The sequence below is a fragment of the Pseudoalteromonas sp. 2CM28B genome (genome assembly GCF_023161935.1).
In genome coordinates this window covers 51,548-77,137 of record NZ_JALNTH010000022.1, presented here as the reverse complement: position 1 = coordinate 77,137, position 25,590 = coordinate 51,548, and the positions used below count along the sequence as shown (strand labels likewise).

At 41.3% G+C, this 25,590-nt stretch carries 17 protein-coding genes and 1 riboswitch; of the genes, 13 read left to right on the top strand and 4 right to left on the bottom strand.

Annotated elements, in window-relative coordinates:
• Positions 1 to 28: 28 nt before the first annotated feature.
• From MTN96_RS23450 to MTN96_RS23440, 3 genes are all read left to right on the top strand, one after another.
• The gene (locus MTN96_RS23450; protein WP_248532856.1) at positions 29 to 562 is read left to right on the top strand and encodes a PH domain-containing protein; all 534 of its coding nucleotides are present in this window, start codon (positions 29 to 31) and stop codon (positions 560 to 562) included.
• Positions 555 to 2,099, top strand: a complete 1,545-nt coding sequence (locus MTN96_RS23445; RefSeq protein WP_248532855.1) for a PH domain-containing protein — start codon at positions 555 to 557, stop codon at positions 2,097 to 2,099. The genes MTN96_RS23450 and MTN96_RS23445 overlap by 8 nt, the downstream gene beginning before the upstream one ends.
• 206 nt (positions 2,100 to 2,305) lie before the next feature.
• Positions 2,306 to 5,125 carry a hypothetical protein gene (locus tag MTN96_RS23440; protein WP_248443763.1) on the top strand — a complete coding sequence of 940 codons (2,820 nt, stop codon included), beginning with the start codon at positions 2,306 to 2,308 and terminating at the stop codon, positions 5,123 to 5,125.
• Positions 5,126 to 5,209: 84 nt separating this feature from the next.
• Here MTN96_RS23440 and MTN96_RS23435 read toward each other — a convergent pair whose 3' ends face one another.
• Both MTN96_RS23435 and MTN96_RS23430 read right to left on the bottom strand, forming a co-directional pair.
• The gene (locus MTN96_RS23435) at positions 5,210 to 6,355 is read right to left on the bottom strand and encodes a lipopolysaccharide assembly protein LapB (RefSeq protein ID WP_055255440.1); all 1,146 of its coding nucleotides are present in this window, start codon (positions 6,353 to 6,355) and stop codon (positions 5,210 to 5,212) included.
• 48 nt (positions 6,356 to 6,403) lie between these two features.
• Positions 6,404 to 7,537, bottom strand: a complete 1,134-nt coding sequence (locus MTN96_RS23430; RefSeq protein WP_024033989.1) for a PepSY domain-containing protein — start codon at positions 7,535 to 7,537, stop codon at positions 6,404 to 6,406.
• A gap of 364 nt (positions 7,538 to 7,901) precedes the next feature.
• Here MTN96_RS23430 and MTN96_RS23425 point away from each other — a divergent pair, with 364 nt between their 5' ends.
• The 4 genes from MTN96_RS23425 (at position 7,902) to MTN96_RS23410 (ending at position 10,690) form a co-directional block, all read left to right on the top strand.
• Positions 7,902 to 8,516, top strand: coding sequence for a PQ-loop domain-containing transporter (locus MTN96_RS23425; protein WP_029773076.1), 615 nt, complete (start codon positions 7,902 to 7,904; stop codon positions 8,514 to 8,516).
• A gap of 71 nt (positions 8,517 to 8,587) precedes the next feature.
• Positions 8,588 to 9,412 (top strand): hypothetical protein, encoded by an 825-nt coding sequence (locus MTN96_RS23420; protein WP_138577363.1) that lies wholly within the window; start codon positions 8,588 to 8,590, stop codon positions 9,410 to 9,412.
• Positions 9,409 to 9,882 carry a pilin gene (locus MTN96_RS23415; protein ID WP_004586002.1) on the top strand — a complete coding sequence of 158 codons (474 nt, stop codon included), beginning with the start codon at positions 9,409 to 9,411 and terminating at the stop codon, positions 9,880 to 9,882. Before MTN96_RS23420 ends, MTN96_RS23415 begins: the two co-directional genes overlap by 4 nt.
• Before the next feature lie 19 nt (positions 9,883 to 9,901).
• Entirely contained in the window at positions 9,902 to 10,690 is a 789-nt protein-coding gene (locus MTN96_RS23410) for a PhzF family phenazine biosynthesis protein (protein WP_248443762.1), read from the top strand.
• A gap of 42 nt (positions 10,691 to 10,732) precedes the next feature.
• On the opposite strand, the gene MTN96_RS23405 is transcribed toward MTN96_RS23410, so the two are convergent.
• Positions 10,733 to 13,243 (bottom strand): zinc-dependent metalloprotease, encoded by a 2,511-nt coding sequence (locus MTN96_RS23405; protein WP_248443761.1) that lies wholly within the window; start codon positions 13,241 to 13,243, stop codon positions 10,733 to 10,735.
• 290 nt (positions 13,244 to 13,533) lie between these two features.
• On the opposite strand from MTN96_RS23405, the gene MTN96_RS23400 reads away from it, so the two are divergent.
• The 5 genes from MTN96_RS23400 to MTN96_RS23380 all read left to right on the top strand — a co-directional run bounded on the left by MTN96_RS23400 (position 13,534) and on the right by MTN96_RS23380 (position 21,416).
• On the top strand, positions 13,534 to 14,718 hold the full coding sequence (locus MTN96_RS23400; protein ID WP_004585999.1) for an efflux RND transporter periplasmic adaptor subunit: 1,185 nt from the start codon (positions 13,534 to 13,536) through the stop codon (positions 14,716 to 14,718).
• 11 nt (positions 14,719 to 14,729) lie between these two features.
• Positions 14,730 to 17,870 (top strand): efflux RND transporter permease subunit, encoded by a 3,141-nt coding sequence (locus MTN96_RS23395; RefSeq protein ID WP_004585998.1) that lies wholly within the window; start codon positions 14,730 to 14,732, stop codon positions 17,868 to 17,870.
• A gap of 111 nt (positions 17,871 to 17,981) precedes the next feature.
• A riboswitch (cyclic di-GMP riboswitch) is annotated at positions 17,982 to 18,064 on the top strand.
• A 95-nt stretch (positions 18,065 to 18,159) separates the two neighbouring features.
• A complete protein-coding gene (locus MTN96_RS23390) occupies positions 18,160 to 18,720 on the top strand; it encodes a chitin-binding protein (protein WP_248443760.1) in 561 nt (186 codons plus the stop codon).
• Between the two features lie 119 nt (positions 18,721 to 18,839).
• Entirely contained in the window at positions 18,840 to 20,957 is a 2,118-nt protein-coding gene (locus MTN96_RS23385) for a S9 family peptidase (RefSeq protein WP_282448131.1), read from the top strand.
• A gap of 60 nt (positions 20,958 to 21,017) precedes the next feature.
• On the top strand, positions 21,018 to 21,416 hold the full coding sequence (locus MTN96_RS23380) for a hypothetical protein (protein WP_004585995.1): 399 nt from the start codon (positions 21,018 to 21,020) through the stop codon (positions 21,414 to 21,416).
• A 16-nt stretch (positions 21,417 to 21,432) separates the two neighbouring features.
• Here the strand turns inward: MTN96_RS23380 and MTN96_RS23375 are convergent, their stop codons facing one another.
• Positions 21,433 to 22,188 (bottom strand): LytTR family DNA-binding domain-containing protein, encoded by a 756-nt coding sequence (locus tag MTN96_RS23375; RefSeq protein WP_248443758.1) that lies wholly within the window; start codon positions 22,186 to 22,188, stop codon positions 21,433 to 21,435.
• Between the two features lie 239 nt (positions 22,189 to 22,427).
• On the opposite strand from MTN96_RS23375, the gene MTN96_RS23370 reads away from it, so the two are divergent.
• Positions 22,428 to 25,370, top strand: coding sequence for a TonB-dependent receptor domain-containing protein (locus MTN96_RS23370; RefSeq protein ID WP_248443757.1), 2,943 nt, complete (start codon positions 22,428 to 22,430; stop codon positions 25,368 to 25,370).
• Positions 25,371 to 25,590: the final 220 nt, after the last annotated feature.

Below are 25,590 nucleotides of genomic sequence, written 5' to 3'. Positions count from 1 at the left end.
TCAGTAAATAGGAAAGGTACTTAAAATCGTGTTTGATAATCAGCAAGTAATGGATTTACCAAAGCATAGCGAAATACAGCTCAATCCCTTGGCCGATAAAGCGTTACTACACGTGCAACTTAATTGGCTGGCGTTTTACATTCCTTTTTGCGCGGTACTGTTTGCTGTTTGTTACTTTAACGAAGCGTTTGCTAACAAAGCACAAACCTACTTGCTGATAGGCGTGCCTATTTTAATATTGGTTTCAATGCTTTATAACGCCCTGAGTATTAAGCTGCAGGGCTTTGCGCTGCGCAATCACGATATTGCCTTTAAAAAAGGGGTTATTTGGCAGCAAATAACGATTTTGCCCCTCGCGCGCGTACAGCATATGGAAATTCACCAAGGCCCCATTGAGCGAAAACTAAAGTTAGCCAGCTTAAAGTTATTTAGTGCCGGCGGGGTCAGTGCTGATTTACAAATAAGTGGCTTAACCCACGCGCAGTGCAAAAACATACGCCAATTTGTACAAAATTATCGCCAAGACGACACACCCGCGCAGGTTGAATTAGCAAATGAGTAATACCATTAGCCAGGAGCAAAGTAGCTCACTACATTGGCAAAAAGTATCGCCTTGGGCGGTGTTGTATTTTGTGGTGTATTTTAGTGTGCGCTTTGTAAAAGACGGGCTTTTAAACCTGCTGCCTATGCTTGTGGTGTTTGTAACACAAGTAGAAAACAAGCTGTTTTGGGCGCAAGTTGCAGGTGCTATTGCGATAGTGACACTGCTAATATATTCAATTTTATATTACATAAATTTTAAGTTTTGCATTAGCGACGATCACGAAATTTTGCTTAACAAAGGGGTGTTTAAAAAAGAGCGCCTAACGCTAAAATTTTCGCGCGTGCAAAACGTTAATATTGCAGAGCCCTTTTATTTTACGCCCGTTAATTTGGTTAATTGTATTTTTGATGCCGCAGGCAGCGTAACCCAAGAGGCGGTATTGCCAGGTGTTACCAAATCCTATGCACAGCAAATGCGTAAACAAATTTTTGCCTTTAAAGCGCAGCAGCAACCCGACGAGCAAACACCCTCAAGCGAGCATTTTGAAGCAGAAAATAGCTTACGTATCAGTAATAAAGAAATCGCTAAATTTGGCTTAATGTCTAATATGGCTATATTAGCAATGGCCGCTATTGCGCCTTTTATAAATGTGTTGGTTGATTTTTTAGAGCAGCAAATTATTGCTAAGGTAGAGGGGTTTTATCAGCAAGAGCTTGGTTTACTGGCAAGTGCTGCAACCTTTGCCATGATAACGCTTATTGCTTTGCTTGTTTTAACGGCTGTGATGTTGTCGGTAGGTATGTCGCTTATTCGTTTTTATAACTTTGAGCTTTACTTTAAAGGCCAAAAATTTAAACGTATTGCCGGCTTATTAGAGCGCCATCAGTTGTCTATGAGCATGGATAAAGTGCAATCTATAGTTATAAAACAAAACCTAATGGGGCGGTTACTAAAGCGTTTTACCGTTGAGTGCTTACAAGCTAGTAGCGGGGGGATAGCGGCGGGCGTGGCTGCTAAAAAAAATAAACAAACCTTAGTGTTACCCGTTTTAAATAGCGAGCAAGTAGATAGCGTTTGCCAATGGATTTACCCGTGGTTTAATAGCAAAAAATTGCAGTTTAACGGCGCAGAACGTGCCTTACTTTATAAAAACTTGAGCTTTTATGCCTTAATTCCAAGCGCTATTGTGCTGTTAGGTTGTTATTTAGGCGACTTTAATGCCTGGCTTAGCTTGGGAGTATTACTTATTTTAGCGGGATTAGTAACGCTTGCTTATCAGCGTTATGGCTATTATTTGCATGAAGACAGCGGCCGTTTTTACATGGTGGTACGCAAAGGTATGATAGGTGTGCATTACCGTGTGTTTGAACTGTATAAAGCACAAAGTGCACGCAGTATTAGTACCTACTTTATGCGCCGCGCAGGGCTTAAAAGCCTGTATATACAACTTGCATCAGGGTTTGCCTTTATGCCCTATATAAAGCAGCAAGATGCTGATTACATAATTGATTTTACTCTTTATCAGGCGGAGTCAACGCAGCGCAACTGGATGTAGTTATACCAATCGACTTACATATTTAGCCTTTTTAGGTTGCCAAATAAAGCGTTAACGGCGTTATTGATTTTTCATGTAAAACAAGGCATTGCTAAATTTAAAAGCTTATAAATTATACACTTTCATAAGCTTTGTTACATTTTTTTACTGCAACATTAGTTGGTTTAATAATACTCTAAGTGGTATCAATCATTTAAAGGATTATTATGAAAAAATCACTCATCGCTGCCTCTTTGTTATTAGCCACACCTACCTTAGCTGCTGATTGGCAAACTATTCATACCGAGCACTTTAATGTGCATTACAGCACCGAAAACGCCGATTATGCTAAATCGACAGCGGTCGAACTTGAAATAGTGCGCACCAAAGTGCTTGAGCAGCAAAACCGAGCGCTCGATAAAGTAGTTGATGTGGTGGTGTTTGATCCCCTAAATGCGCCCAACGGCTTTGCTTTACCTACTTCTAATAATCCTTTAATGGCCCTTTTTACCACGCCCCCGCAATCAGATACGGTGGTTTCTAACATTAGTGGCTGGCAGCAATTGCTGATATTGCACGAATATATTCACTTAGTGCATTTAGCGCAGCCCACACGCAACACGTGGCAGCAAAAAATACGGGGTGTGTGGGATATTTACGACTTAACTTACAGTGATATGCCGCGCTGGGTAGCCGAAGGTTATGCAACCTTACTTGAGTCAAAAATGACGGGCCGAGGGCGACTATTTGATAACTACACTGAGTCAATGCTAATTGAGTTTGCTCAGCAGGGGGCATTGCCTAGCTATAGCCAGCTAAGCGATACAGAGGGCGGTTTTATGGCTGGCTCTATGGCGTACTTAATGGGCAGCCGGTTTTTAAATTGGCTAGAGCAAACTTATTCAGCGCAAATGCTCGATGCCGTTTGGACACGTATGCAGGCAGTTAAAAAGCGTGATTTTAACGAGGCCTTTACTGGGATATTTGGCCAAAGTGCGGCTAAGTTATATGGCCGCTTTATTGCACAATATACCTATAAAGCGATGGCAAAAGAACAGCATGAGCCTGCGCTTAACAGCGAGCTGTGGTTAAAGCTTAACTTATACGCAAGCAACCCTGCGCTTTCAAAAGATGGCAGTAAACTTGCGATTGTTGAGCGCGATAAAGATAAAAAAACTAAGCTTATTATTTATAGTACGCAGGATAATACTAAAGCTGAAGATGAATTTACAAAAGCACAAAAAGCGCTATTAGAAAACGATGCATTGGATATACCCGATAACGCCCCGAGTGTATTTAAACGTGAGAAAAAGCACGTATTAAATCAAATAAACAGAGCGGGAATTGCTAATCCACAATGGGTAAATAACAGTACACTTTACTTTAATGCTTATACACGTGAAGAGACGGGTATTTATAACAAAGTGTCTGATATTTTTAGTTATAACACCGAAACCGGAAAAGTTGAGCAGTTAACTAAACTTGCTGGCTTACGCCGCTTTAGTGTTACAAACAATGGAGAAACCCTTTACGCCGAGCAAGTACGTGGTGGCTACTCAGAATTAGTAAAAGTAGACTTAACAACACAAACCATTACCCCTTTATTTACTAAAAGCTTAAAAACAGCTTACGACTACCCAACTTTTAGCCCTGATGAAACCCAATTAGCTTATGTATCAGCCAATTTAAATGAGAATTGGCAATTGTATATACAAGACGTTGCCAATAATACTCGCCAAGCCGTGCCTATGCCAAATGGGTATCAATACCTTAGCCAACCCAGCTTTAGTAAAAACGGAGAAAAAATTTACTTTGTAGCCGGCTTAAAAGGCTCAACTGATATTTATAGCTACCATATTGCAAGTAGCACATTAACTAAATTTACCCAGGGCCAAGAAGCCGTTGCCCACCCGCTAGAAACAAACGAAGGAGCATTACTTTATTTATCTATTACTGCTGATGGGCCTAATGTAAAGCGACTACCGAGTACGCTAGAGGGTGAAATAATCACTGATTTAGCACTTGATAATAGCGCGCCACTGCTTTTGGTTGATCAGTACACTTTGCCTAAAGCAAAAATATATAGCGAAAATGTAGGTAAACAAAGCAGCTACGATGTGCTTGATCAGCATGCGAGCCTAGCGCTAGGCGCACAGTATTACTCGGCCGCTTCAAGTGCTTTAAATATAAATATTAAAAGTAGTGACTTACTTAAACAGTTAGACCTTCAAGCGGGCTATAGTGTTGATTTAAATGATGATGCTTTGCATGGCGGATACGCCCAGGCAAAATACAATGCACTGCCAGTTAAGCTTAAATTGAGTGTATTTGATTATGATTTAAATACCGCAAAACAATACCAAGCGAGCGAAAATGCAGATGTATCTGCACGAGGTGGTTTTGCAGCCTTAAGTTACCCGATTAAATACGCGGCGTTTAGCATAACGCCAGAGCTGGCTTATAACTATACCGATTATAAGCAAGACTATAATAAATGGGCACGTATAGGCATTACACAAAGCTGGCAGTACGACCGCCAAGCATTTGCTATAGGGCAAAGTGTTAATGCCCAGTATTACGATGGCAGCAGTAAAAACAATAATTGGGATGGCTATGATTTAGCGGCCAAAGTATTTGGTAAAGCGTTTGATGTGCCGCTTTATATTAATTTTACTCAAAAGCAGCGCGATGATAGCAGCTTAGCGCTAGGCGGGTTTAACTCAAACCTAATTAGCGAGCACCAAAATAGTGAGTTTGTGCTTTCATCAGAGCTGCCATTTTATAGCACAACTGCTGAGCGCTACATGGGTTATGGCGGTGGTTTTAGTTTTAAAGAAGGCATGCCATGGCTTTATTACAAACAGCATCAGGTAGATGATGCGGTATACGCACAAAGTTATGGTTTAAAGTATCAAGGCAATTTTAGCTTTGGATTAGGCCCAGTCGGTGTGAACGATTTAACCTTTAATATGGGATTATCCCGCGTAGAAGGCGATAGCTTTGAGGATGAAATGCGCGGCTGGTTTAGCTTTTACTACTCGCTTTAAGTAAATTGCTATAACACGCTAATGCACTTGTGTAATAAGTGCATTAGCAAAAGCCGCGTTTAAACTAATTTAAAATAAAGGTGGTTAATTGTGCTTGTTTAGCGACGCAAGCTTAGCTTGATATACGTTTAGCCTTTCTTTATTGCGCTCATACTGGATGGCTTTTTCAAGCAAGCTTTGTGTTTGCGCTGTGTTACCTTGTTGGTAGCGAATTTTAGCCAGCTCTAAATAGAGCTCCGATATATAAGGGGCTTTTGCAATGGCAAGTTCGAGTTGTTTTTTAGCTTGAGTGACCTTGCCCTGATGTAAGTTATTTTTAGCAATAACGAGTAGCTCGTAGGGATCTTTTTCTTTATCAACAAGCTGGCTTGTAAGGCGTTTTTCTAGTGTTTTATCTCCCAGCTCTTTTGCTAATATTCGATAGTTATTAATTAAATTTATACTTATATCGTTTCTATCAAGCGCGGTTTGGTAAATCATGTGAGCGCTTTTTAAATCGCCTGCACGGCGGTGCAGCACGCCGGCTATATTAAACAGCTCTGCATCGTTTGGGGTAAAGCGGTTGGCTTGCATAATTAAAGAGTAAGCCTTATTGAGATTGTTTTCGGCTAGTGCCGTGGCGGCTAAGTTGCTATAAAAATTAGAGAGTAAATCGTTATACGTAGCGCTGCCTGAATAAAAGCTGCCGCGTGTGGGGAAGTAATCAATTAACGTGCCTGCGCGAATTATTACAATAATATCTTCATCTGTTTCTTTTTTTGGGGCGTAAATTTTCGTTCTAAAGTGGTTAGCAACATAAATTACATTGCCTTCTTTGGCATACACAGGTTCGCTCGTCATTTCTTGAAAGCTGGTTTCGAGATTTAAAAGCTGCGCATAGCTTTGCGTAAGTATGGCTAAACTAATGCAGTTACCTTCTGAGCGTTCAATCGCTTGTTGGGCTGTGAGGGTGGCGCCATCATACTTAAAGTTGGTGAGCTGGTTTTGCAGGTAATTAAAAATAATTTCATCAGCGCGAACATTGCTTAAACGTGAGTGTGCGTAGGCTAAAAACGCGCTTTTTTCAGGCTCCGACAGCTCAAAAATACTGTGCTCGCTAGGTGTTTTAACCTGCTCGAACAGCGAGTGATTTATTATATGGGTAAGTTGTACTTTTTTAATTGGCGCTTCGGGCGGGGTGCTACTGCAAGCAGTTAGCAATAAACTAAGTGTAAAAACTAAATATTTCATATATCACCTCACTGTGATTTTTAACATTACAGTGAGGTGATTTTTTAATCAAGCACTTACAGTGCGGTGTTTACTTAAGCGGTTTTTTTGAGACTGTTTTTTACGCTTACGGCGAGTAAACCATAAATAAAAGCCAGTACCGCCAAGCCAAACGGGGCTTAAACCAATAACACACCAAATTATTTTACTAATGAGCCCTGCAAAATAACCAAAGTGTAGTTTTCTAAAGCTATCAATTACTTGCCAACCTACACCCACTTCGCGAATGTCCCAGTTAGCCATATGCTCGCCCGTTAGCTTATTGTAAGTCACGGTATTGGCATATTCACTGGCAAGCGGGTTGCTGGTATCAACCTCACCAAATAACGTTATGTTTTCGTCTGGCTCAAGCGGCATTACTAAAAACGTACCATTAAAGGTGGGTATTTGCTTTTGGCTGTCATCAAGTACGTGCTGAAAAGAAATCTCTTCATTGTATAAATTTTTAGTTAATACAAAGTGCTCTTCTTCTGCGTGTTCAATTACTTCGTGATACCACACCGCGCCATTAAAGTAGCCGCCGGTGATGGCTAAAATTATAATAATTGGCGAGCCAATTACACCGGTCATTTTATGAATGTCGCTAAGTACTATTTGCAGAGTTGCACGCCAGCGTACGCTAAATAACCGCTGCCAAAACTTACGATAAATAATAAGACCTGTAATACCCAGTACTAAAAAAAACACCGCAAAAAAGAACCCTAAAACAGTGCCAGTTTGCCCTGGTAAGCTTTTTAAATCGTTAAGTAAAAAGGTGTAATGCAAGTCTAAAAACCAGTCGGTAAAGTAATGGCTAGTGCCTACTGGCTCCGATAAAATATTGCCCGTGTATTGATCTAAATGAAATTTATACCAGTCCTCTGTACCGCGTTTAATTAAATAAACCCGATCAGCAGTATCATCGTTAAATATTTCCCAGCTACCTACGACATACTCAGGGTAGGTTTTTTGAGTTTTTGTTATAAGTGTATCAATAGGTAAGCGGTTGGCTTGTTGTTGTACAACAAAGTGACTGTCTGGCATTAGTAAGCCGTCAATCTCGCTTTTAAATACCAAAACGCTACCAGTTATACTGATAACAAGCAGCGGAATAAGCGCTATAAGGGCTACCCAGCTGTGAATTTTAAAAAGTGTTTTTCTCATAGTTTATTTTTTGTGTAATTGCCACGGACCTGCGTATGATAACAATTATCAGTTCTATTTCATAGTTGTGCGATGAATGCACAATAATTGTTTTAGAGCGAGCCGATCTCTAGAGTAAAATGTGTTTAAGCTGTGGTGTAAGGTTGGTAACTTTTAAATGCAAAGAGGCTCTGGTGTTCACTTAAAGTAACGCTTTTTGTACAGCTATCTTGCCAGTGCCTAATATAGGTTTACGCTAATTTGTTGAGTAAAATGTATTCATCATTACAATGCGCGCTCACTTTAAAACCCTTTTAAAAACATATGTTTATTTATTGTTTCAGGCGGGTTTTATATTAACATTTAAGTAACGAGCGAGGTTGTTTTGGCGCACTATCTACCTATTTTGTCGGCTTTTATTTTAGTTTTTAGCTTTTTACCGCTATTGAGCAAAATTAGAAAGAATCGCAGTGTGTCGGGGTTATCACTATTAATGATGACCTTTGGTTTAGCGCAAAGCCTCTACTTTATTACCTACAATATTTATTTTGAACGCTACTTTATTGCTTTACCATTTTTTGTAACTGGGGCGCTAAGTGGCTTAATTTTATATTACTTTGCACGCTATAACGCCGCAAAAGCAGAACGTATACAGCTTGTGGCTATGCTTGGCTTTTCGTTATTACCTTTTTTATTGCTGTTAAATAAAAGCTTAGAAACATCATCGGTGCTCAACGCCCTTACATACGTAGGGCTGGTAATGAGCTCAGTGCGGGTTATGCCGCAAACGTACAAAACCTTACGCAGTGGCAATATTAGCAATTTAAGCGCCCGCTACTTTAGCTTGCAGTTTGTAGCAGGTACCTGTGGCTTATTTGTAGAGCTAAGCAGTGCTATGCCCAGCACCTCGCATATTTTAATGTTTGTTATGCTACTACTTACAAATGCCGTGCAATTTGCATGTATGCAATATTATAAAATGCGCCCCGCAATGGCTTAAAAAACAATCGTCTTCTATTTATATTGTGCTAAATATGTGGCAAGTTACTTTATCAAATAAAAGGATAAAGTATGAATTGGAATCAGTTTGGCTACATTTGCCGTGTCTATAGTTCTAAAACATTAAGTGCCGCACAAAAAGAAGAGCTAACCACACAATCGTATTTAGCCGTTTATGCTAATAAATACGCAGACAGTAAATTAGCCAATTGCCTTGCAGCAAAATTTGCCCTGCAAGATGCAGGTATTTTGCAAAAACAAGCCCTGCATTATCAATGTGTACCGCAGCTAGTTAGCGGGTATAAATTTGAGCACAAAGGCATTTTTAGCTATTTAACTGCTGTTTTTTTTATTTATGTTTTTTCTTCGCTTTTATATCAGTCTTTTGTTGTTCCTACATTTGTAGAGATATATAGCAATCATATGGCTTCTTCCGCGCACACCTTAGGTGATTACTTTTCTTATTGGTATGTGCCAATTATTCTATTGGTTTTACTGCAAAGCATTATTTTTATAGTAATTTTTAAAATTAAAAATGCATGCGCTTTAACCGACTCGCAGCCTTTTATTGGTTTATCAAAAGCTTTACTTCCCCGCAGTTTAATTAAGAAATACGATCGCCTAATGACAACGCTTAACTTTGCGGTAAATTTCAAAGAGGATGAAAACGCCGCAATAGTCGAAACTAAACATTTGGCTAAGTGTGATTCGTTAGGCTACGAAACTCATGAAGAGTTTAAAGTGTTACTTGAGCAGCTGCTGGAACAATTTAATTTGCAGGCTAAAGGCTTTATAAATAAGCTAGTTATTCTGTATGGATTAGTCATTGTTGTGTCAATTTACTTATTTGTGAAAGCGGCTTATCAACCAATTTTTATGCTAGGAGAAGTGTTATGAAGTCAAAAGGATTTACGCTAATTGAATTGATGGTCGTAATTTCTATTATTGGTATTTTGGCGGCCGTTGCTTTACCTCAATACAGTAAATATATGCAAAAAGCTGAACTTGTTGATCCGCTTGCTATGGCCGCAGTAATTAGAGAAGACGTAACTACGTATTACATTGAAAACAGAGAGTTTCCTAAAAATAATAAACAAGCAAACGTGCCTGAAAGTAAATATTTAATAGGAAATCGAGTGACAGGTATTTCCATAGAAAACGGTGCAATTAACATTAGCTTGGGGAATAAAGCCTCGCAGCCTTTGCAAAATACAGTTTTAACTTTTAGACCCGCAGTCGTTACTAATAGCCCCACAAGTCCTATTGCATGGTTATGTGGTTTTGATGAACCTGTTGTAGGGATGCAAGCTGTGGGTGAAAATAAAACGACAGTACCTAAAGATGTATTACCTTCGGCTTGTTTATAACTAATTTAGGGGGGAACCTATGCAACTCACCATCCATCAAATTGATGCGTTTACCAGCGAGTTATTTAAAGGCAATTACGCGGCTGTGATCCCGCTTGAGTCGTGGCTTAGTGATGAGTTAATGCTTAATATTGGCGCTGAAAATAATGTTTCTGAAACTGCGTTTACTTGCCCTTTGGCAGATGGCAGTTTTGCAATACGGTGGTTTTCGCCATTAATGGAAATAGATTTTTGCGGCCACGCTACGCTCGCTGCCGCGTATGTTTTATGCGAGCAGCACAACCTTAGCCAAGTGCGCTTTAACGCCGCGGCTGTAGGGGAGCTTATTGTTAATAAAAATAGCGATGGCAGTTTTGCTATGACCTTTCCTAAACAAGCGCCAGATGAAGTACAAGCGGTACCCGATGCGCTATTGAAAGGGTTGTCTATACAACCAGTTAAGGTGCTTAAAAATCGCCAAGCATATTTTGCTATATACGAAAATGCTCAACAAATTAATGATTTGACCACTGAGTCTGATTTGTTAAAAGCCTTATATCCACTTGATGTGGTCGCCACAGCGAGCTCTGCTGAGTACGATATTGTGTCTCGTTATTTTTGGCCAGCAAGTGGCGGCGAAGAAGACTTTGTTACGGGCTCTATTCATACCGGCCTTGCCCCTTACTGGGCGCAGCAATTAGGTAAAAATAAATTAAATGCGTATCAGGCTTCAAGCCGTGGTGGTTTTATACAATGCGAAGTAGGCGAAAATACAGTGACCTTAACCGGTAACGCTGTGCGGTATTTAAAAGGCACAATTTATTTATAAATAAACAGGCCACGTATTACGTGGCCTGTTTGATTTAGTTAATTAAGCTTCTAACGCTTTAGCTATTAAGTGATCAATATACTTTTTATGCGCTTTAGTTGCTGTATCGGCTCCCCATCCTACGCTTGTATCAGCTATTTGTGTTAGCTGATAGAGCGCGGCAGTTTTTGCCAAATTGTCGTGTTTACTGGCTTTGCCTAGGCCTGCAATAGCAATAAGCTGATTTACATACTCTATTTGTAGATTGCGGCTAACAGACGTGCTCTCTTTGCTATCAACAAAAATACTGGCAGTTAGGTCGTCCATAAATTGCGTTAGGCTATATTCGTTACCGTACAGCGCGGTGTCTGAAATACGCAGCATAACAGCAGGGTGCAGCAATTGCGCAAGTACTGTTTTTTGCATGCCTAAAATCATTTTGTGCGCTTTAGGGTCTTCATTTTTACCATAATGGCTAAAACCACGACGCTGTTGCTGTAAATAGTTATACAGTGGTTGCATGCTAGTGAGTACATCTGGCGCAAATACATATTTAGCAAGTATGTTCATTGCTTGTGTTTGGCGCTCAAGCGGTACTGGGGTAAAGGGTTTATCAGCATGCTTGTCGCCCACAACTGCACGTTCAACATATACGCCACCTATTTGGCGAGAAACAATGCCCGCTTGCGAGCGGTATTGGCCAAATAAACTATTAGCTGAGGTAACCAGTTGTTGGTAAGACTCACCCTTTACTGTGGCTTTATCTTTTAGCTCAGTAAATAACTTATTAATTAGCGCCATACGGTCGGCGCCATAGGCTGCAGGGTTTGATGAAAGGTCGCCTATCATTACCCGTGGGTCTATATGGCGACCCGGTGCGCGCATGTCGTCGGCATCGTTACCAAAGGCAAGCGTATGCTCGCTAGAGCGCGCTAATATAGTATTTAGGCGTGCGCGCTCTGCGGCTTCATCTTCAAGGGCTGTGCTGTAGCCATAGTTTATAGCCCAGTCGTCATAAGGGCCTGGCTTGGTTTGAAAAATATCGCCTTGCTGCACACCAATGGGTGCTATGTTGGCCGGCGCATAATCCATCACTGAGCCTGTAACTATGCCTTGGGTTTTGGTTTTATCATGAACCTCTTTTTCATCCCACAAAATAGACGATTTCATATTGTGGTTTAAGCCTAGTGTATGGCCTACTTCATGAAGAATTAACTGAGTTAAACCTTGGCGAATCATTTCATTGTCATCAATCGAGGCACCTGTTGCTAAGCCTTTAGCAAGTAATAGGTTTTGTTGAATTTCATGGCCTAGTGAGCAATTTAAATCGCCACTTGTGTGCAGGTTTTCGCCGTGGCTCATTGTGCCTTGTGTGTAAAGCGTGTCGTAAATCCAGCGGTTTTTCATAAACACAAACTCAAGCATAATGTCTGAGCCAAGTATTTCACCTGTTAGCGGGTTGGCAAGAGCCGGCCCGTAGCCACCAAATGGCGGTTTAGGTGATGATGTCCAACGTAATACGTTGTAGTTAATATCACCAGCATCCCAGGTTGCGTCATCGGGCTGTACTTTAACTTCTAGTGCGTTTTTAAAACCGGCTTTTTCAAAAGCGCTATTCCAGGTAAGTACGGCATCGCGTATTGTGTCGCGCCACTCTACTGGGGTGGTATTTTCTATCCACCAGGTAATTGGCTTTACTGGCTCAGAAAGCTCAGCACTAGGGTTTTTCTTTTGTAGGTCCCAGCGTTTAATAACATCTTCATACGGTGCCCAATCGGTCGAGGTCATTAGATCAAATTGATTGGTGAAATAGCCTATGCGCGCGTCATCTTTACGTGGTTTATAGTCGTTTTTTGGTAATGCAACAAAAGAGTGCTGCACCTTTACAGAGACATTGCGCGGGTCGCTTACTGCGCTTGTACCACGCACGGTGGGGCTGGCATTACTAAATACGTAATCTACAACCACATCTAAGTTATTTGGGTAAGGACGCTGCTTAACAATACGCGACTTTTTGCTGTTTAATTTACCCACTTTAAAGCGTTTTTTAGCTTTTTTATCGGCTGGGTTTGGCGTTGGCGATACCTTGTGTAGCGCCTCACTTAAAAATAGCTTGTTGACCTTAAAGGCTATTTTTCCTTGTTCTTCTTTTTCTATTTTAATGCTGGCTAAAACGGCTTCGCTAATATTGGCATTGCTTGCTTTGGCAATGGCACTGTTTTGATCAAATTTATAGCGAGGGGTTTTGCTAACTATATCTATGCGGTCAAAGTATTTTCTAAACTCAATAAGCTTGGTTTCTCTATAGGCACCGCGATAATGCCCAGCATCAGTGACACCGTCGACTGTATGGGCAAAGTATACAAAAGGGGTATTAAGCTGCGATTCGGTGATCACCATTAAGTGCTCACCGGTTTTTGGGTCTTGGTATAAATTAAAAATACCTGAAAATTCGGTTTGCCCTTCGACCATTTCGCTTAGGGTTGGTGGTTTTTTGTCTTCTTTTTTATCGCTAGCCAATGCGTGGCCGCTAAGCGCTACACTAAGTGTTAGCGCAAGGGTTGTTAATTTCATTGTAATAATCTTTTTCGCTGTTATTTATTTAGTGTGACTGTACGTAAATTAAAATTTGTTCGCACACCTTCTCGATGAAATAATAGCTTAAACCTGTAATTTGTTGATTTTAAATAGTAAAAGTTTGTAACAAAATATAATAAATGCGATGAATAGCAGGTGTTTGTTAACGGGTACACAGCTATATTTAGTTCCCAATTTGATTTGTAACAGTTGCTTACAAATGTCAGGTTAATGTTTTATTGCGCTCTGTTATTATAGTGTTAGTAGAAATATGAGGTAATTAGGATATGCAATCAAATTCACTGAGATGGGTGTTCCCATTTGTAGCATTAGCCATTGGTGTAGTGGGCTTTATGGGAATAAACGCTATTGCACAAGAAGATCAAAGTAAAACAGCAGTAGATACACGCCCCACCGTGCAAGTTGAGCCTGTAGAAGCTAATAATCATCAAGTAATAATAAACAGCTATGGCGAAATAAAACCATTAGAAAATACGCAGTTGGCGGCGCAGGTGTCGGGCGAAGTAATTAGCTGGCACCCTAACTTTGTAGCGGGTGGCGTGGTTTCTCGTGGCGATACACTTATTAGCATTGAAAAAGACAACTACGAAGCAGCCGTATTGGTAGCCGAAGCCGATTTAGCGCGCGCAAAAGCGGCCTTAATTGAAGAGCAAGCGCAGGCAAAAGTAGCCGAAGACGAAGCAAAGCGTTTTCCGAGTAAGGCACGTACTGACTTGTTTTTACGTAAACCGCAGGTGCTAAGCGCCCAAGCCGCGGTTAAATCGGCGCAAGCCGCATTAAAAAGAGCGCAACGCGATTTAGAAAACTGCGATATAAAAGCACCTTACGATGCGCTTGTTATAAGCCGCAATGTGGGGGTAGGCCAGTTTGTGGCTATGGGCGCACAAGTGGCCGATTTAAATAATATAGAAACAGCAGAGGTTATTATTCCTATTGCTGGTTTTGATAGCGTATTTTTACCGGAGCGAATTAAGGGCATTAAGGCCACTATTATTCAAAAAGGTTTAAACAGTTTTACACGTGAAGGCGTGATTGACCGCGACTTAGGTATTGTAGATAACGCGACGCGCATGAGCAGCTTAGTGGTACGTATTGAAGACCCTTACGCCTTAAAAACACAGCAACCGGCTATTAAATTTGGCAGCTACGTGCAGGTTAATTTTGCAGGTGCCATGCTTAATAATATTTACCGTTTGCCGCAATCATTAGTTAATAACCAAACGGTGTGGATAGTTAACGAAAACCAAGAGCTTGAACCGCGCAAAGTAACCGTAGTGAGAGAAGAAGGCGAGTACTTTTATATTAGCAGCGGACTTAACGCCGATGATAAGTTGGTTACCACGTTACCTGAGTACCCACAAAAAGGCATGCAGGTTAAAGTGGCTGGCATGGGCGAGCCAAGTAACGCTAATACAAACACCGAAAGTAGCGCTGATGCGCAACAGTTGTAAGGTGTAAATTAATGAGCGAATCAATTGAAAAAAAACAAACAGGGCTAATAGCTTATTTTGCTAAAAACTCTGTTGCAGCCAACCTAATGATGGTTTTTATCATCATCATGGGGATTATTAGTTACTTAACCATTCAGCGCCAAATGTTTCCTAATGTAGAAATTAACTACATTAATGTTGAGGCAAATTACCCCGGTGCCTCACCACAAGAAATTGAAGAAAGCATTCTTATAAAAATTGAAGAATCACTAAAGGATGTGACCGAAATTAAAAAGGGCGTGTACCGCGCCTTTAGAAATGGCGGTAGAGCAAGCCTTGAAATTAACACCGATGCAGAGCTTACCGATGTACTTGATAAGGTAAAGCTGCGCGTTGATGGTATTGCAACCTTTCCTGCAGGTATGGAACCTGTCACCATAAGTCAGATTGAGTTTAGACAAGATGTTATAGGGATGACCTTAGTTGCTGATTTGCCGCTGACAGAACTCAAACCAATTGCCAATCAAATTGAAGATGAGCTATTACAGCTATCAAACGTGTCGTTGGTAGAAAACGATGTGCCGCTTGATGAAATTGCCATTGAAATCGAACCAGACACTTTGCGCCAATACAACTTAACCCTAAGCGATGTAATGACCGCTGTGCGTAATTACTCTGCTAATTTTTCGGCGGGGCAACTAACAACAGATGCAGGGATTATTTCTGTTCGGGTTGAAAACCAGTATTACTCCGGCGATGAGTTTAGGCAAATTCCGGTAAAAATAGGCGAATACGGCGCTAAAGTATTGCTTCAAGACATTGCTGTTATTAAAGACCAATTTACCGAAGGCGAGCGCTACTTTAAATTTAATGGCGAAAACGCAGTGTATATGTCGGTAAAGGCAACGCAAGATCAAAACATGATCCCCGTTGCCGATTCGGTTAAAGCATTTATTGAGCAAAAAAATACCCAGCTGCCACCGGGCGTTAGGTTAGAGCCATTAATGGACATGACGTACTACCTAAATGCGCGCCTTGATATGATGAAAGCTAACTTGTTTCAAGGAGCAATATTAGTCGCTATTATGCTTTCGTTATTCTTGCGCTTTAAATTAGCGCTTTGGGTAATGATTGGCTTACCAGTGTGCTTTTTAGGCGCCATGATGCTAATGCCTTTATTTGGTATAAGCATTAATATTATTTCGTTGTTTGCTTTTATTATGGTGCTCGGGATTGTGGTAGATGACGCCATAGTAATAGGTGAGGCCGCCTATACTGAGGTTGAAAAAAGCGGAGGCGGAGTTGAAAACGTCGTCCGTGGTGCTAACCGTGTAGCAACCCCTGCTACATTTGGTGTACTAACAACCATTGCAGTGTTTGCCCCGTTTACACTTTCAAGCGGGCCAGAAAGCGCCTTCTTTTACGGTATTGCTGTAGTAGTTATGCTGTGTTTAGTATTTAGCTTAGTTGAATCAAAACTTATTTTACCGGCGCACATTGCCCACACGCACTTTTCACCTATTAAAAAAGGGGGCTGGCGCGATAGGTTTAATACCCGCTTTTTTGGTTTTGTAAATGGCCCTTATAAGCGTTTTATATCGCGTTGTGTAGATTGGCGTTGGACAGTATTGTTTGGCTTTATTGCTATGTTTTTTATAAGCATTGCGCTGATCACATCAAATAAAGTACGCACTGTACCCACTCCTAAAGTGCCGCATGATTTTCCGCAAATTCAAATAGAAATGAATGACAATGTGTCTGATTTACAAACTATTGCAGCTATTCGTGAAGTAGAAGCCATGGTGTTAAGAGTTGATGAAGAAACAGAGCGTGAATTTGGCCAAAAAATAATTCGTGATGTACTGGTATTTAACCAAGGCAGAACGGAGTCTCAGTTACTTGCGCCGTTGGTTGATGAAGATTTACGCCCTTATAACGCGTTTGAACTTTCGCGCCGCTGGCGAGAAGCTATGCCAACCATTGCCGGTATTAAATCACTCACTATTGAAGATGATGTTGGCGGCGGTGGCGGCACCGGCGAAGGCGAATTTGGTTATTTACTGTTTGGCTCTGATATAGAAACGCTTAATGCGGCAGGCCGTCGTTTTATTCAGCTATTGCAGCAACAAAAAGGCTTGTTTGATATAAGCTCGACCATTGACCCTGCTAGCAAAGAAGTGCAAATGAGCTTAAAACCTGTAGCTTACGATTTAGGGCTCGACCTTGCTAACATTGCAAACCAAGTAGGCGCTAGTTTTTATGGTGGCGAAGCGCAGCGTGTAATACGTAACGGCGAAGAAGTAAGAGTAATGGTACGTTACCCTAAACTGACTCGCGAAGCGTTTTCATCGCTAAAACACACTGTAGTTACTACACCGCAAGGGCGTGAAGTACTTTTAGGCGATGTGGTTGAATTAACCGAAACGCCGGGTATTAGCTATATTCGCCGTGAGGGCGGTTATCGTACTGTTTATGTGTACGGCAGTATTGATGAAGAAGTTATAGAGCCAGGCGAAGTGGTTTCGCAAGTAAAAGAAAACTTACTGCCGCAACTTAAAGAAGAATACCCAAGTGTTAAATCAGAGCTAGGTGGCGCAATAGAAGAGCAACAAGCGCAAGCTAATGAGCAGCTGCTGTTTTTTGTAGGCGGCATGATTTTAGTTTATATATTGCTTGCTGTACCACTTAAAAGTTATGCCCAGCCGCTTATTGTTATGTCGGTTATTCCGTTTAGTTTAACGGGGGCTATTTGGGGGCACTTTTGGTTTGATTTAGACATTAGCTTAATGTCGGGCTTTGGTTTAATAGCCGCGGCCGGCGTAGTAATAAACGACTCGCTGGTAATGACCGACTACGTAAACCAAGTACGCCGAGAGGGTGTAAGCGTTAAAAACGCGGTAATAGAAGCCGGTTGTGCACGCTTTAGGGCAATATTATTAACCTCTATTACAACCTTTGCAGGGGTTTTGCCCATAATGTTTGAAACCAGCTTACAAGCTAAGTTTGTAATCCCTATGGCAGTAGCGCTAGGCTTTGCGGTAATGTTTGCAACACTAATCACCCTTATATTGGTGCCGTGCTTGTACATTATTTTAGGCGATATTGGCGGCGTGTTTAAAATGGCTTTTCGAAAAGTATTTAGGCGAAAAGCCCCTATAAACCAAACCTCTTAAACTATTAAAAGCCAACTTTAACAAGTTGGCTTTTTAGTTATTTAGGGTTATATAAAAATCTCGGTTACATTCTTTTGTTTGAATAAGCTTTGCGCACGTTTTATAATCACTTTTTTCTGTTGGCAAATTAGTCGAAAGGCTAAGACGCAAAGTTTCCGGTCTAAGGTGTAAACTACGATAGCGGGGCTGCTGCATGATTTTTATACGGTATTGCTTGCCCTCAGTGTCGTTTTTGTGTATCCATATGATATGGATAAAATTTTGTGACTCTTAAGGTGTTACTGTGTTTATGCATACGTCGTTGGCCTGTGGAAAATGGTCAACTATAGGTTGTTTAAACCATCATACTCAATTATTCATTGGGGATGTGGTTAGTGTAACCTTTTCAGACATGCAAGGAGTGCTTGTTGATTTATCGTTTGATTATAAAATTACCTCTTTAGAACAAGGTGAGCCTCATGCTTGGCCACGCTTAGTTGCTGAGTATATAAACGTGCATGTGCCACTGGTAAGTGCAGGTAGAATGACCAAGCAAGGGTTGGTTGTTGGCTATAGAGATAACGAAATATTTGCCCTAGAAAGTAGTGGTATTAACAAGGCAAAGGTTGATTTTCATTGCATTGCAAAGTGCGATACCCCCGCTAAGTGCGCCAACCAAGCATATGATTTTGTATACCCTAATGGGGGTGAACAATACAACGCGGGGACTCGCGTACTGCAGCCTAAAACCGGTTATATATACCAATGTAAGGCATGGCCATTTAGCCAATTTTGCAGAACTAATAAAGATCCAAGCTTTGAGCCTGGTATCGGAAAAAGCTGGGCAATGGCCTGGACTAAGGTCTCTTAACGCTTTTAAAATAAAAACCATCTTCCCATGGGTGTAATGACAAGAATAAGATTGCAGTAATTTTAAAATTTGGACTTATACCTCAAGCCCACTCTCTATGAGTGGGCTTTTTTATTTTTATGATAAACTGCCTGCATTGTTATTTTTTATACGGTTTTGCTGTGTCTTTAAGTGAATTTTCTTCTCAATCATTAGCTCGTTTTCCTGTTGCTAAAAAGCAACCTCATCAATTAACTATGCACAATAAAACGCGCACCGATAACTACTACTGGATGCGCGATGATGAGCGCGAAAACCCAGAAATACTCGCCCATTTAGCAGCCGAAAATACATACTGCGATGAGCAACTAGCCGCAATAAAACCACTTCAAAACAGTATTTTTGAAGAACTAAAAGGGCGTATCGTAAAAGATGACAACACGGTGCCGGTTAAAGATGGTAAGTACTGGTATCACTCAGAGGTACGTGGTGACGATGAGTATTCGCGTCATTACAGAAGCACAAGTATTAACACCGATAACAAGCAGTTACTACTTGATGTAAATGCTTTAGCTCAAAACCATGAATTTTACGAACTAGGTGAAGTCGCGCTAAGCCCATGCGAGCAATTAATGGCATACAGCGAAGATACCGAAGGGCGCAGAATTTACAGTGTACATTTTAAAAACCTGCAAACAGGTGAAATGCTCAGCGATGTTTTAGAAAACACTGAAGGGCAAGTTGTTTGGGCTAACGACAATAAAACCGTATTTTACGTTAAAAAAGACTTACAAACGTTACTGGGTTTTCAGGTGTTTAGGCATGAACTAGGCACAGCGCAAAGCCAAGATGTCATGGTGTATGAAGAGCACGATAAAAGCTTTTTTATGGGCTTGGGTAAAAGCCGTGACGAGAGCCTTATTATTATAGATTTGGCCACCACCGAAACAAACGATACCTGGGTGCTTGATGCCAATAACCCGCAAGGAGAATTTAACGCATTACTACCGCGCGAAGAAGGGCATGAGTTTGATATAGATAAACACGGCGATACTTATTACATAGTAACTAACTGGCAAGCTAAAAATTTCAGACTGATGACGGCAACAAGCGAAACGATTGCAGATAAAACGCAGTGGCAAGAGCACACCGCGCACCGTGAGCATGTATTGCTTGAAGGCGTAGAGATATTTGACGACTTTTTAGTATTAACTGAGCGCGAGCAAGGTCAAGCTCGCTTTGTTGTTATTAACCAAGCTCAAGAGCGCATGGCGCTTGAATTTAGCGACCCATGTTACTATGCCGCTGTGGCGATGAACCCCGAGCCACAGGCGCGTTCGGTACGTATTTATTATTCAAGTCTAACCACGCCAGGAACGTTGTACGATGTTGATTTAGCCACGGGCAAAAAAACATTGTTAAAACAGCAGCAAGTACTGGGCGGGTTTGATAGTGCACTTTATGCCTCTGAGCGCTTATTCGTGACAGCACGCGATGGCGTGCAAGTACCTGTTTCATTAGTTTATAGAAAAGACACCTTTACCAAAGATGGCACTAACCCACTGTTTCAATATGGCTATGGTGCATATGGTTACACGATAGATCCGAGCTTTTCGAGTACCTCATTGAGTTTGCTAGATCGCGGTTTTGTGTATGCGATTGCACATGTTAGAGGCTCCGAAATGCTAGGACGCCATTGGTACGAGCAAGGTAAAAAAGAGCATAAACAAAATAGCTTTAGCGACTTTATTGATATTACAAAGGCTCTTGTAGAGCAAGGCTACGGTGATAAAAACAAAGTATTTGCCTCTGGCGGCAGTGCAGGTGGTTTGTTAATGGGCACTGTATTAAACCAAGCGCCAGAGCTTTACTTAGGTGTAGGGTGTCATGTGCCATTTTTAGATGTGTTAACCACCATGCTAGATGAAAGTATTCCACTTACCACTAACGAGTATGATGAATGGGGCAACCCAAACGATGAGCACTTTTATGATGTAATAGCCGCGTACTCGCCGTACGATAATATTAGCGCCCAAGATTACCCGCACATTTTAGTCACCACAGGCTTGCACGACTCTCAAGTACAGTATTGGGAGCCTATGAAGTGGGTAGCAAAAATGCGAGAACTCAAAACCGATAACAATATACTGGTATTCAAAACCGACATGGATGCAGGGCATGGCGGCGCATCTGGGCGTTTTAAAAGCCTTGAAGAAAAAGCCCTCGAAATGGCCTTTTTTATTGCGCTTATAAATTAACTGCAAAATACGCAAAATGTATTAAGCTTTAATGAAGCACTGATATATAAAAGGTTATTTATGTTTAGAGCACATGGAGAGTTTTATATTTGCTCTCAGCCACCCACCATGTATTTAAAGCTAATGGGTAGTTTTAATAATGAAGGAATTACTTTACTAACTAATGGCGTGGTGAACGAACTAAGTATGCACCCCAAAGGCGCACTAAAGTGTGTTGTGGTTAATTTAGAAGAATTTGAGTTAATAACTGTAGATAGCATGGACTCGTTAGAGGCGTACTTTGCCAGCGTAAAAGAGCGTGGCTACGAACGCGTAGATTACTTATATGCAAACATTATTGCTAAAAATATGTTCGAGAAGGTCTGGAACAACAGCGATATTGAAGTTAACTTTTATAAAGACTCAGAAAGTTACCTACATCAACACCCAGACGATGAATACATTAAAACCTACTGGTAAATAGAATTACAAGCCCCTATGCTACGGGGCTTATAATGCTCTCTAGGCAGTTTTTGTACCTTCTTGATAAATTTAACGAGATATTGTTTTTAAGCTTCACTTTATAGTCACCGCTGTCTGTTGACATAAGCTCTTTTATGGCATGTTTTCTAACTAGCGTGGAGCGGTGAATACGTATAAAACCTTCAGGCTCTAGCTGTTGCTCAATGTTTTTCATGGTTTCACGGTGTAAAACGGGGGCGCTGTTACCATTAAAGTGCAGCTCTACATAATTACCCGCACCGTTTATCCATACAATATCGTTAATATCTATTAAACGTACCTTACCTACATCTTTAACAACAATATGTGCAGCAATGGGTTGCTCGTTTTCAGATGCGGCTTTAAACAAGCGCTCGGCTTGTGTGGCTAATGGGCATAAATGAATAAGCTTATCGAAGCATTTTTCAAGCCTTGAAGCGGTTGCATCGACGGTTAAAAAATAGACTGCGCCGACTTCAAACGCAAAATTAGCAAATTCAGCCGACCTAGCAATCACCACCACTTTCATTGTTTTAGCCAATTCAGTTAGGTGCACTATTTGAGTAGGATCATTTAAATTAGATAATTCGTAAAAAAGCACATTAAAACGAGAGGTATCTATTTGATCTAAACGCTGCTCGGGCAGTTGCGTTTGCGAATCAAAGTGACGGTGAGCTTGCACCTGCTGAGTTAAGAATGTTGCAAATTTGCTCGTGCTAACTCTAATTAGTGCATGAAAGTAAGTAATCATAAAAAATCCATCTCTAGAGTGTGTAGTTATAAAGACCGTGTATTTAATAAAAAATGTTAAAAAATTTAATCTAATTTATAACAATCTGGGATAAGTACCTTCATCCCATATATCCTGCTGCTTGTACCTGACTAAGTGCCTATTAAATAATGCGCATAGTGTCTTAAAATTATTCCACTTAATGTTGAAATGTTTGTAACCAACCAGTTACAAAAATAACATTTCAGGGGCATTATAGTATGAAAAAAATAAATAACTTAGATAGTCGTACATTTAAAAAATCTTCATTGTCTTTAGCACTTAGTGCGACAGTGCTTGCTGGCTTTTCTTTTCAAGGTATAGCCGCAGAAGAAGACGAACTAGAAAAAATAGAACGCGTGCAAGTAACGGGTTCTCGTATTCGTTCAGCCGAGGCGATGTCATCTGCACCTATACAGGTTGTAAGTGGCGAGGCAATTGATGCATCGGGTTCTTTAAACATTCAAAACCTACTGCTAGAAAACCCAGCATTTGGTTCTCCAGCTATTAGCCGTACTAACTCTAACTTTTCAACTGCAAGCGCGGGTGTAGCTACTGTTGATTTGCGTAACTTAGGTTCAAACCGTACTTTAGTACTTGTGAATGGGCGCCGTTATGTATCGGGTGTACCTGGTAGCTCGGCAGTTGATTTAAATACCATTCCTAGTCAATTTATTGAGCGCGTGGAAATTATGACCGGTGGCGCATCATCAGTATATGGCTCTGATGCGGTTGCAGGTGTAGTTAACTTTGTACTAAAAGATGACTTTGAAGGCGTAGAATTTGAAGGCCAATACGGCGAATCAAGCGAAGGCGATGATGAATCGCGCCAGTTTTCTTTTACCTCGGGTTTAACTACGGGTGATGGCAAAGGTCAAGCCATGTTCCACTTAGGCTACTCAGACCAAGGAGCTGTGTTTTCACGCGATCGTGAGCGCTCTGCAGTAGACCAATTTTCAGGTATTTATTTTGAAGGCGATCCGGCGGCAAACCCGGGCTCTATTTTTGAAGCCGTTAATCCGTTTTTCTCATCATTTCCGCCACAAGGGCGTTTTGATGCGGGCGATACACGCTTTACTTACGATCCAAACAACAACTTACAGGACTCGTTTAGCACCAATGGCGGTGACGGTATAGATGCCAACGGCTTTAACCGAAGCGGCGTACGTACCATTGCTATACCAACAGAGCGCTACTTATTTGCCTCAAATGGTAGTTACGAGCTAACAGATAAACACAGCTTCTTTTTTGAAGGGACGTACGCATCTAGTACCACTATTTCAGAGTTAGAGCCTTTTCCGTTAGCCTCAGATGACATTTATGCCAATGGCCGCGTGCCAATTGAGTTTGACGTAAATGGCGAAATGCTCAGAAATGCCTTTGTGTCAGATGATATTTACAATGCAGCAACAGACACCGACGGTGATGGTGCTAGAGATATCTTTTTTGCAAAACGTTTAAGTGATGTAGGTAACCGTGGTGCCCGTGCAGAGCGTGATACATTCCGCTTAGCTGTGGGCTTTCAGGGTGAGATTAACGACAGCTGGTTTTACGATACCTACTATGTGTACGGTAAAACGAAAGAGTCGCAAGTTTCAGGTGGCTTAGTAAATGTACAAAGCTTTCGCCAAGGTTTAGAGGCGGTAATTGATAGCCAAGATTTAGATGCGGATGGCATTACCGATGAAGCGATTTGTATTGATGCAACAGCGCGTGGCTTTAATTGTGCGCCAGTAAACATTTACGGATTTAATTCACTATCGCAAGGTGCAATTGACTTTGTTAGTGCGCCAAGTACGCTTTCTACGTCGGTAGAGCAAGAAATTATTGGCGGTAATGTCTCAGGTGATTTATTTGAGCTGCCTGCGGGTATGGTAGGTATTGCGGCTGGTTTTGAATACCGCGAAGAGTTTTCTCGCAGTGAATTTGATGCCCTACAGCAAGCAGGCTTAAATGCCGGTAATGCAATTCCTGCAACCGAAGGTTCTTTTGATGTAACTGAATACTATGTTGAGGCTAACATTCCAGTGCTGGATGCGGTAACAATGAACGCCGCAGTCCGTTTATCTGACTACTCAACAGTAGGTAATACAGAAAGCTGGAACGTAGGTGTTGATTGGGAAGTGATGGATAGCTTACGCCTTCGTGCTACCCGTGCTCGTTCTACACGTGCGCCTAATATTGATGAGTTATTTTCACCGCCTTCGCAAACATTCCCAAGTGGTTTAAACGATCCATGTATAGGTGTTACAAACAGTGGCGGTGGCGCTGTAGGTGATGCGTGTCGTGCCGATGCGGGTGTTACAAATAATATTGCAACAAACGGTGAGTTTACCCTTAACCAGTCTGATTTACAGGGTATTAGTGGTTTTAACCGTGGTAACCCAGACTTAAAAGAAGAAGTGGGCGACTCTGTGACTGTGGGTGTGGTATTTACCCCAGAGGAGTTAATCTCGGGCCTTGACGTTACCCTTGATTACTTTGATATAGAAATCACTGATGCGATTGTATCTACACCGCGCCAATTTATTCTAGACCAATGTTATGGCGGTGGTGATGATAGCTTCTGTAGCTTTATAACTCGTCGTAGCGGCCCTTCTGGTAATAATAGCGCAGGGTCACTTGAGTTTATTGACAGTGGTGTATCAAATAGTGGTGGCTTAGGAACTGAAGGTGTTGATTTAACACTAACTTACTCTGCCGATATTGGTCCATGCGCATTTAGAACTCGCCTTGCATACACTTACTTGATTGACGGTTACACTATTCCGTTACCGGGTGCGGATAAAGATGAGTTTGCAGGTGAAATTGGCGCATCTGAGCACAAAGCTAACTGGAACTTAGGCTATAAGCTTGATGACTTTGATTTTAACTGGAGCATGACCTACATAGGGGCTGCTGACTTTGATGATCAATTCTTAAGTGGCTTTGGTATACCTGCTGGCGGCGTGGGTATTGGCTCAGTAACCTACCACGATGTACAAGCAAGCTATCATATAAGTGACGCGGTAGAGCTATACGCCGGCGCTAACAATTTATTTGATAAAGAGCCTCCACGTATACTTTCAGGTGTAAGTGGCTCAAGCACAGGCACTGAAACCGACGCAGGTACGTATGACCCAATCGGACAAACCTTCTATATTGGTTTTAGAAGTAAATTTTAAGCAGTTAATACTGCACAATTGTAGTTTTTCCAGCTTCACTTAATTAAGGAGCTGGTATTAACAAAAGCCCCAGCCGTTGCTGGGACTTTTTAATGCAAGCGCGAAAAGGGTGGGCTAGTTTGCTTTAAAATTATTTATGCTCCGCTTAAACCAAAAACAACGCCACTGGTAACAGTGGCGTTGTTTAGTCAATAGGGGGCGCTAATATAGTATCCGAATC

What these genes read in the sequence shown, in the direction of transcription:
- MTN96_RS23445 (WP_248532855.1), top strand. Translation starts at nt 555, where the DNA reads ATGAGTAATACCATTAGCCAGGAGCAAAGTAGCTCACTACATTGGCAA.
- MTN96_RS23440 (WP_248443763.1), top strand. Translation starts at nt 2,306, where the DNA reads ATGAAAAAATCACTCATCGCTGCCTCTTTGTTATTAGCCACACCTACC.
- MTN96_RS23435 (WP_055255440.1), bottom strand. Translation starts at nt 6,355, where the DNA reads ATGAAATATTTAGTTTTTACACTTAGTTTATTGCTAACTGCTTGCAGT.
- MTN96_RS23430 (WP_024033989.1), bottom strand. Translation starts at nt 7,537, where the DNA reads ATGAGAAAAACACTTTTTAAAATTCACAGCTGGGTAGCCCTTATAGCG.
- MTN96_RS23420 (WP_138577363.1), top strand. Translation starts at nt 8,588, where the DNA reads ATGAATTGGAATCAGTTTGGCTACATTTGCCGTGTCTATAGTTCTAAA.
- MTN96_RS23415 (WP_004586002.1), top strand. Translation starts at nt 9,409, where the DNA reads ATGAAGTCAAAAGGATTTACGCTAATTGAATTGATGGTCGTAATTTCT.
- MTN96_RS23410 (WP_248443762.1), top strand. Translation starts at nt 9,902, where the DNA reads ATGCAACTCACCATCCATCAAATTGATGCGTTTACCAGCGAGTTATTT.
- MTN96_RS23405 (WP_248443761.1), bottom strand. Translation starts at nt 13,243, where the DNA reads ATGAAATTAACAACCCTTGCGCTAACACTTAGTGTAGCGCTTAGCGGC.
- MTN96_RS23400 (WP_004585999.1), top strand. Translation starts at nt 13,534, where the DNA reads ATGCAATCAAATTCACTGAGATGGGTGTTCCCATTTGTAGCATTAGCC.
- MTN96_RS23395 (WP_004585998.1), top strand. Translation starts at nt 14,730, where the DNA reads ATGAGCGAATCAATTGAAAAAAAACAAACAGGGCTAATAGCTTATTTT.
- MTN96_RS23390 (WP_248443760.1), top strand. Translation starts at nt 18,160, where the DNA reads ATGCATACGTCGTTGGCCTGTGGAAAATGGTCAACTATAGGTTGTTTA.
- MTN96_RS23385 (WP_282448131.1), top strand. Translation starts at nt 18,840, where the DNA reads ATGATAAACTGCCTGCATTGTTATTTTTTATACGGTTTTGCTGTGTCT.
- MTN96_RS23380 (WP_004585995.1), top strand. Translation starts at nt 21,018, where the DNA reads ATGTTTAGAGCACATGGAGAGTTTTATATTTGCTCTCAGCCACCCACC.
- MTN96_RS23375 (WP_248443758.1), bottom strand. Translation starts at nt 22,188, where the DNA reads ATGATTACTTACTTTCATGCACTAATTAGAGTTAGCACGAGCAAATTT.
- MTN96_RS23370 (WP_248443757.1), top strand. Translation starts at nt 22,428, where the DNA reads ATGAAAAAAATAAATAACTTAGATAGTCGTACATTTAAAAAATCTTCA.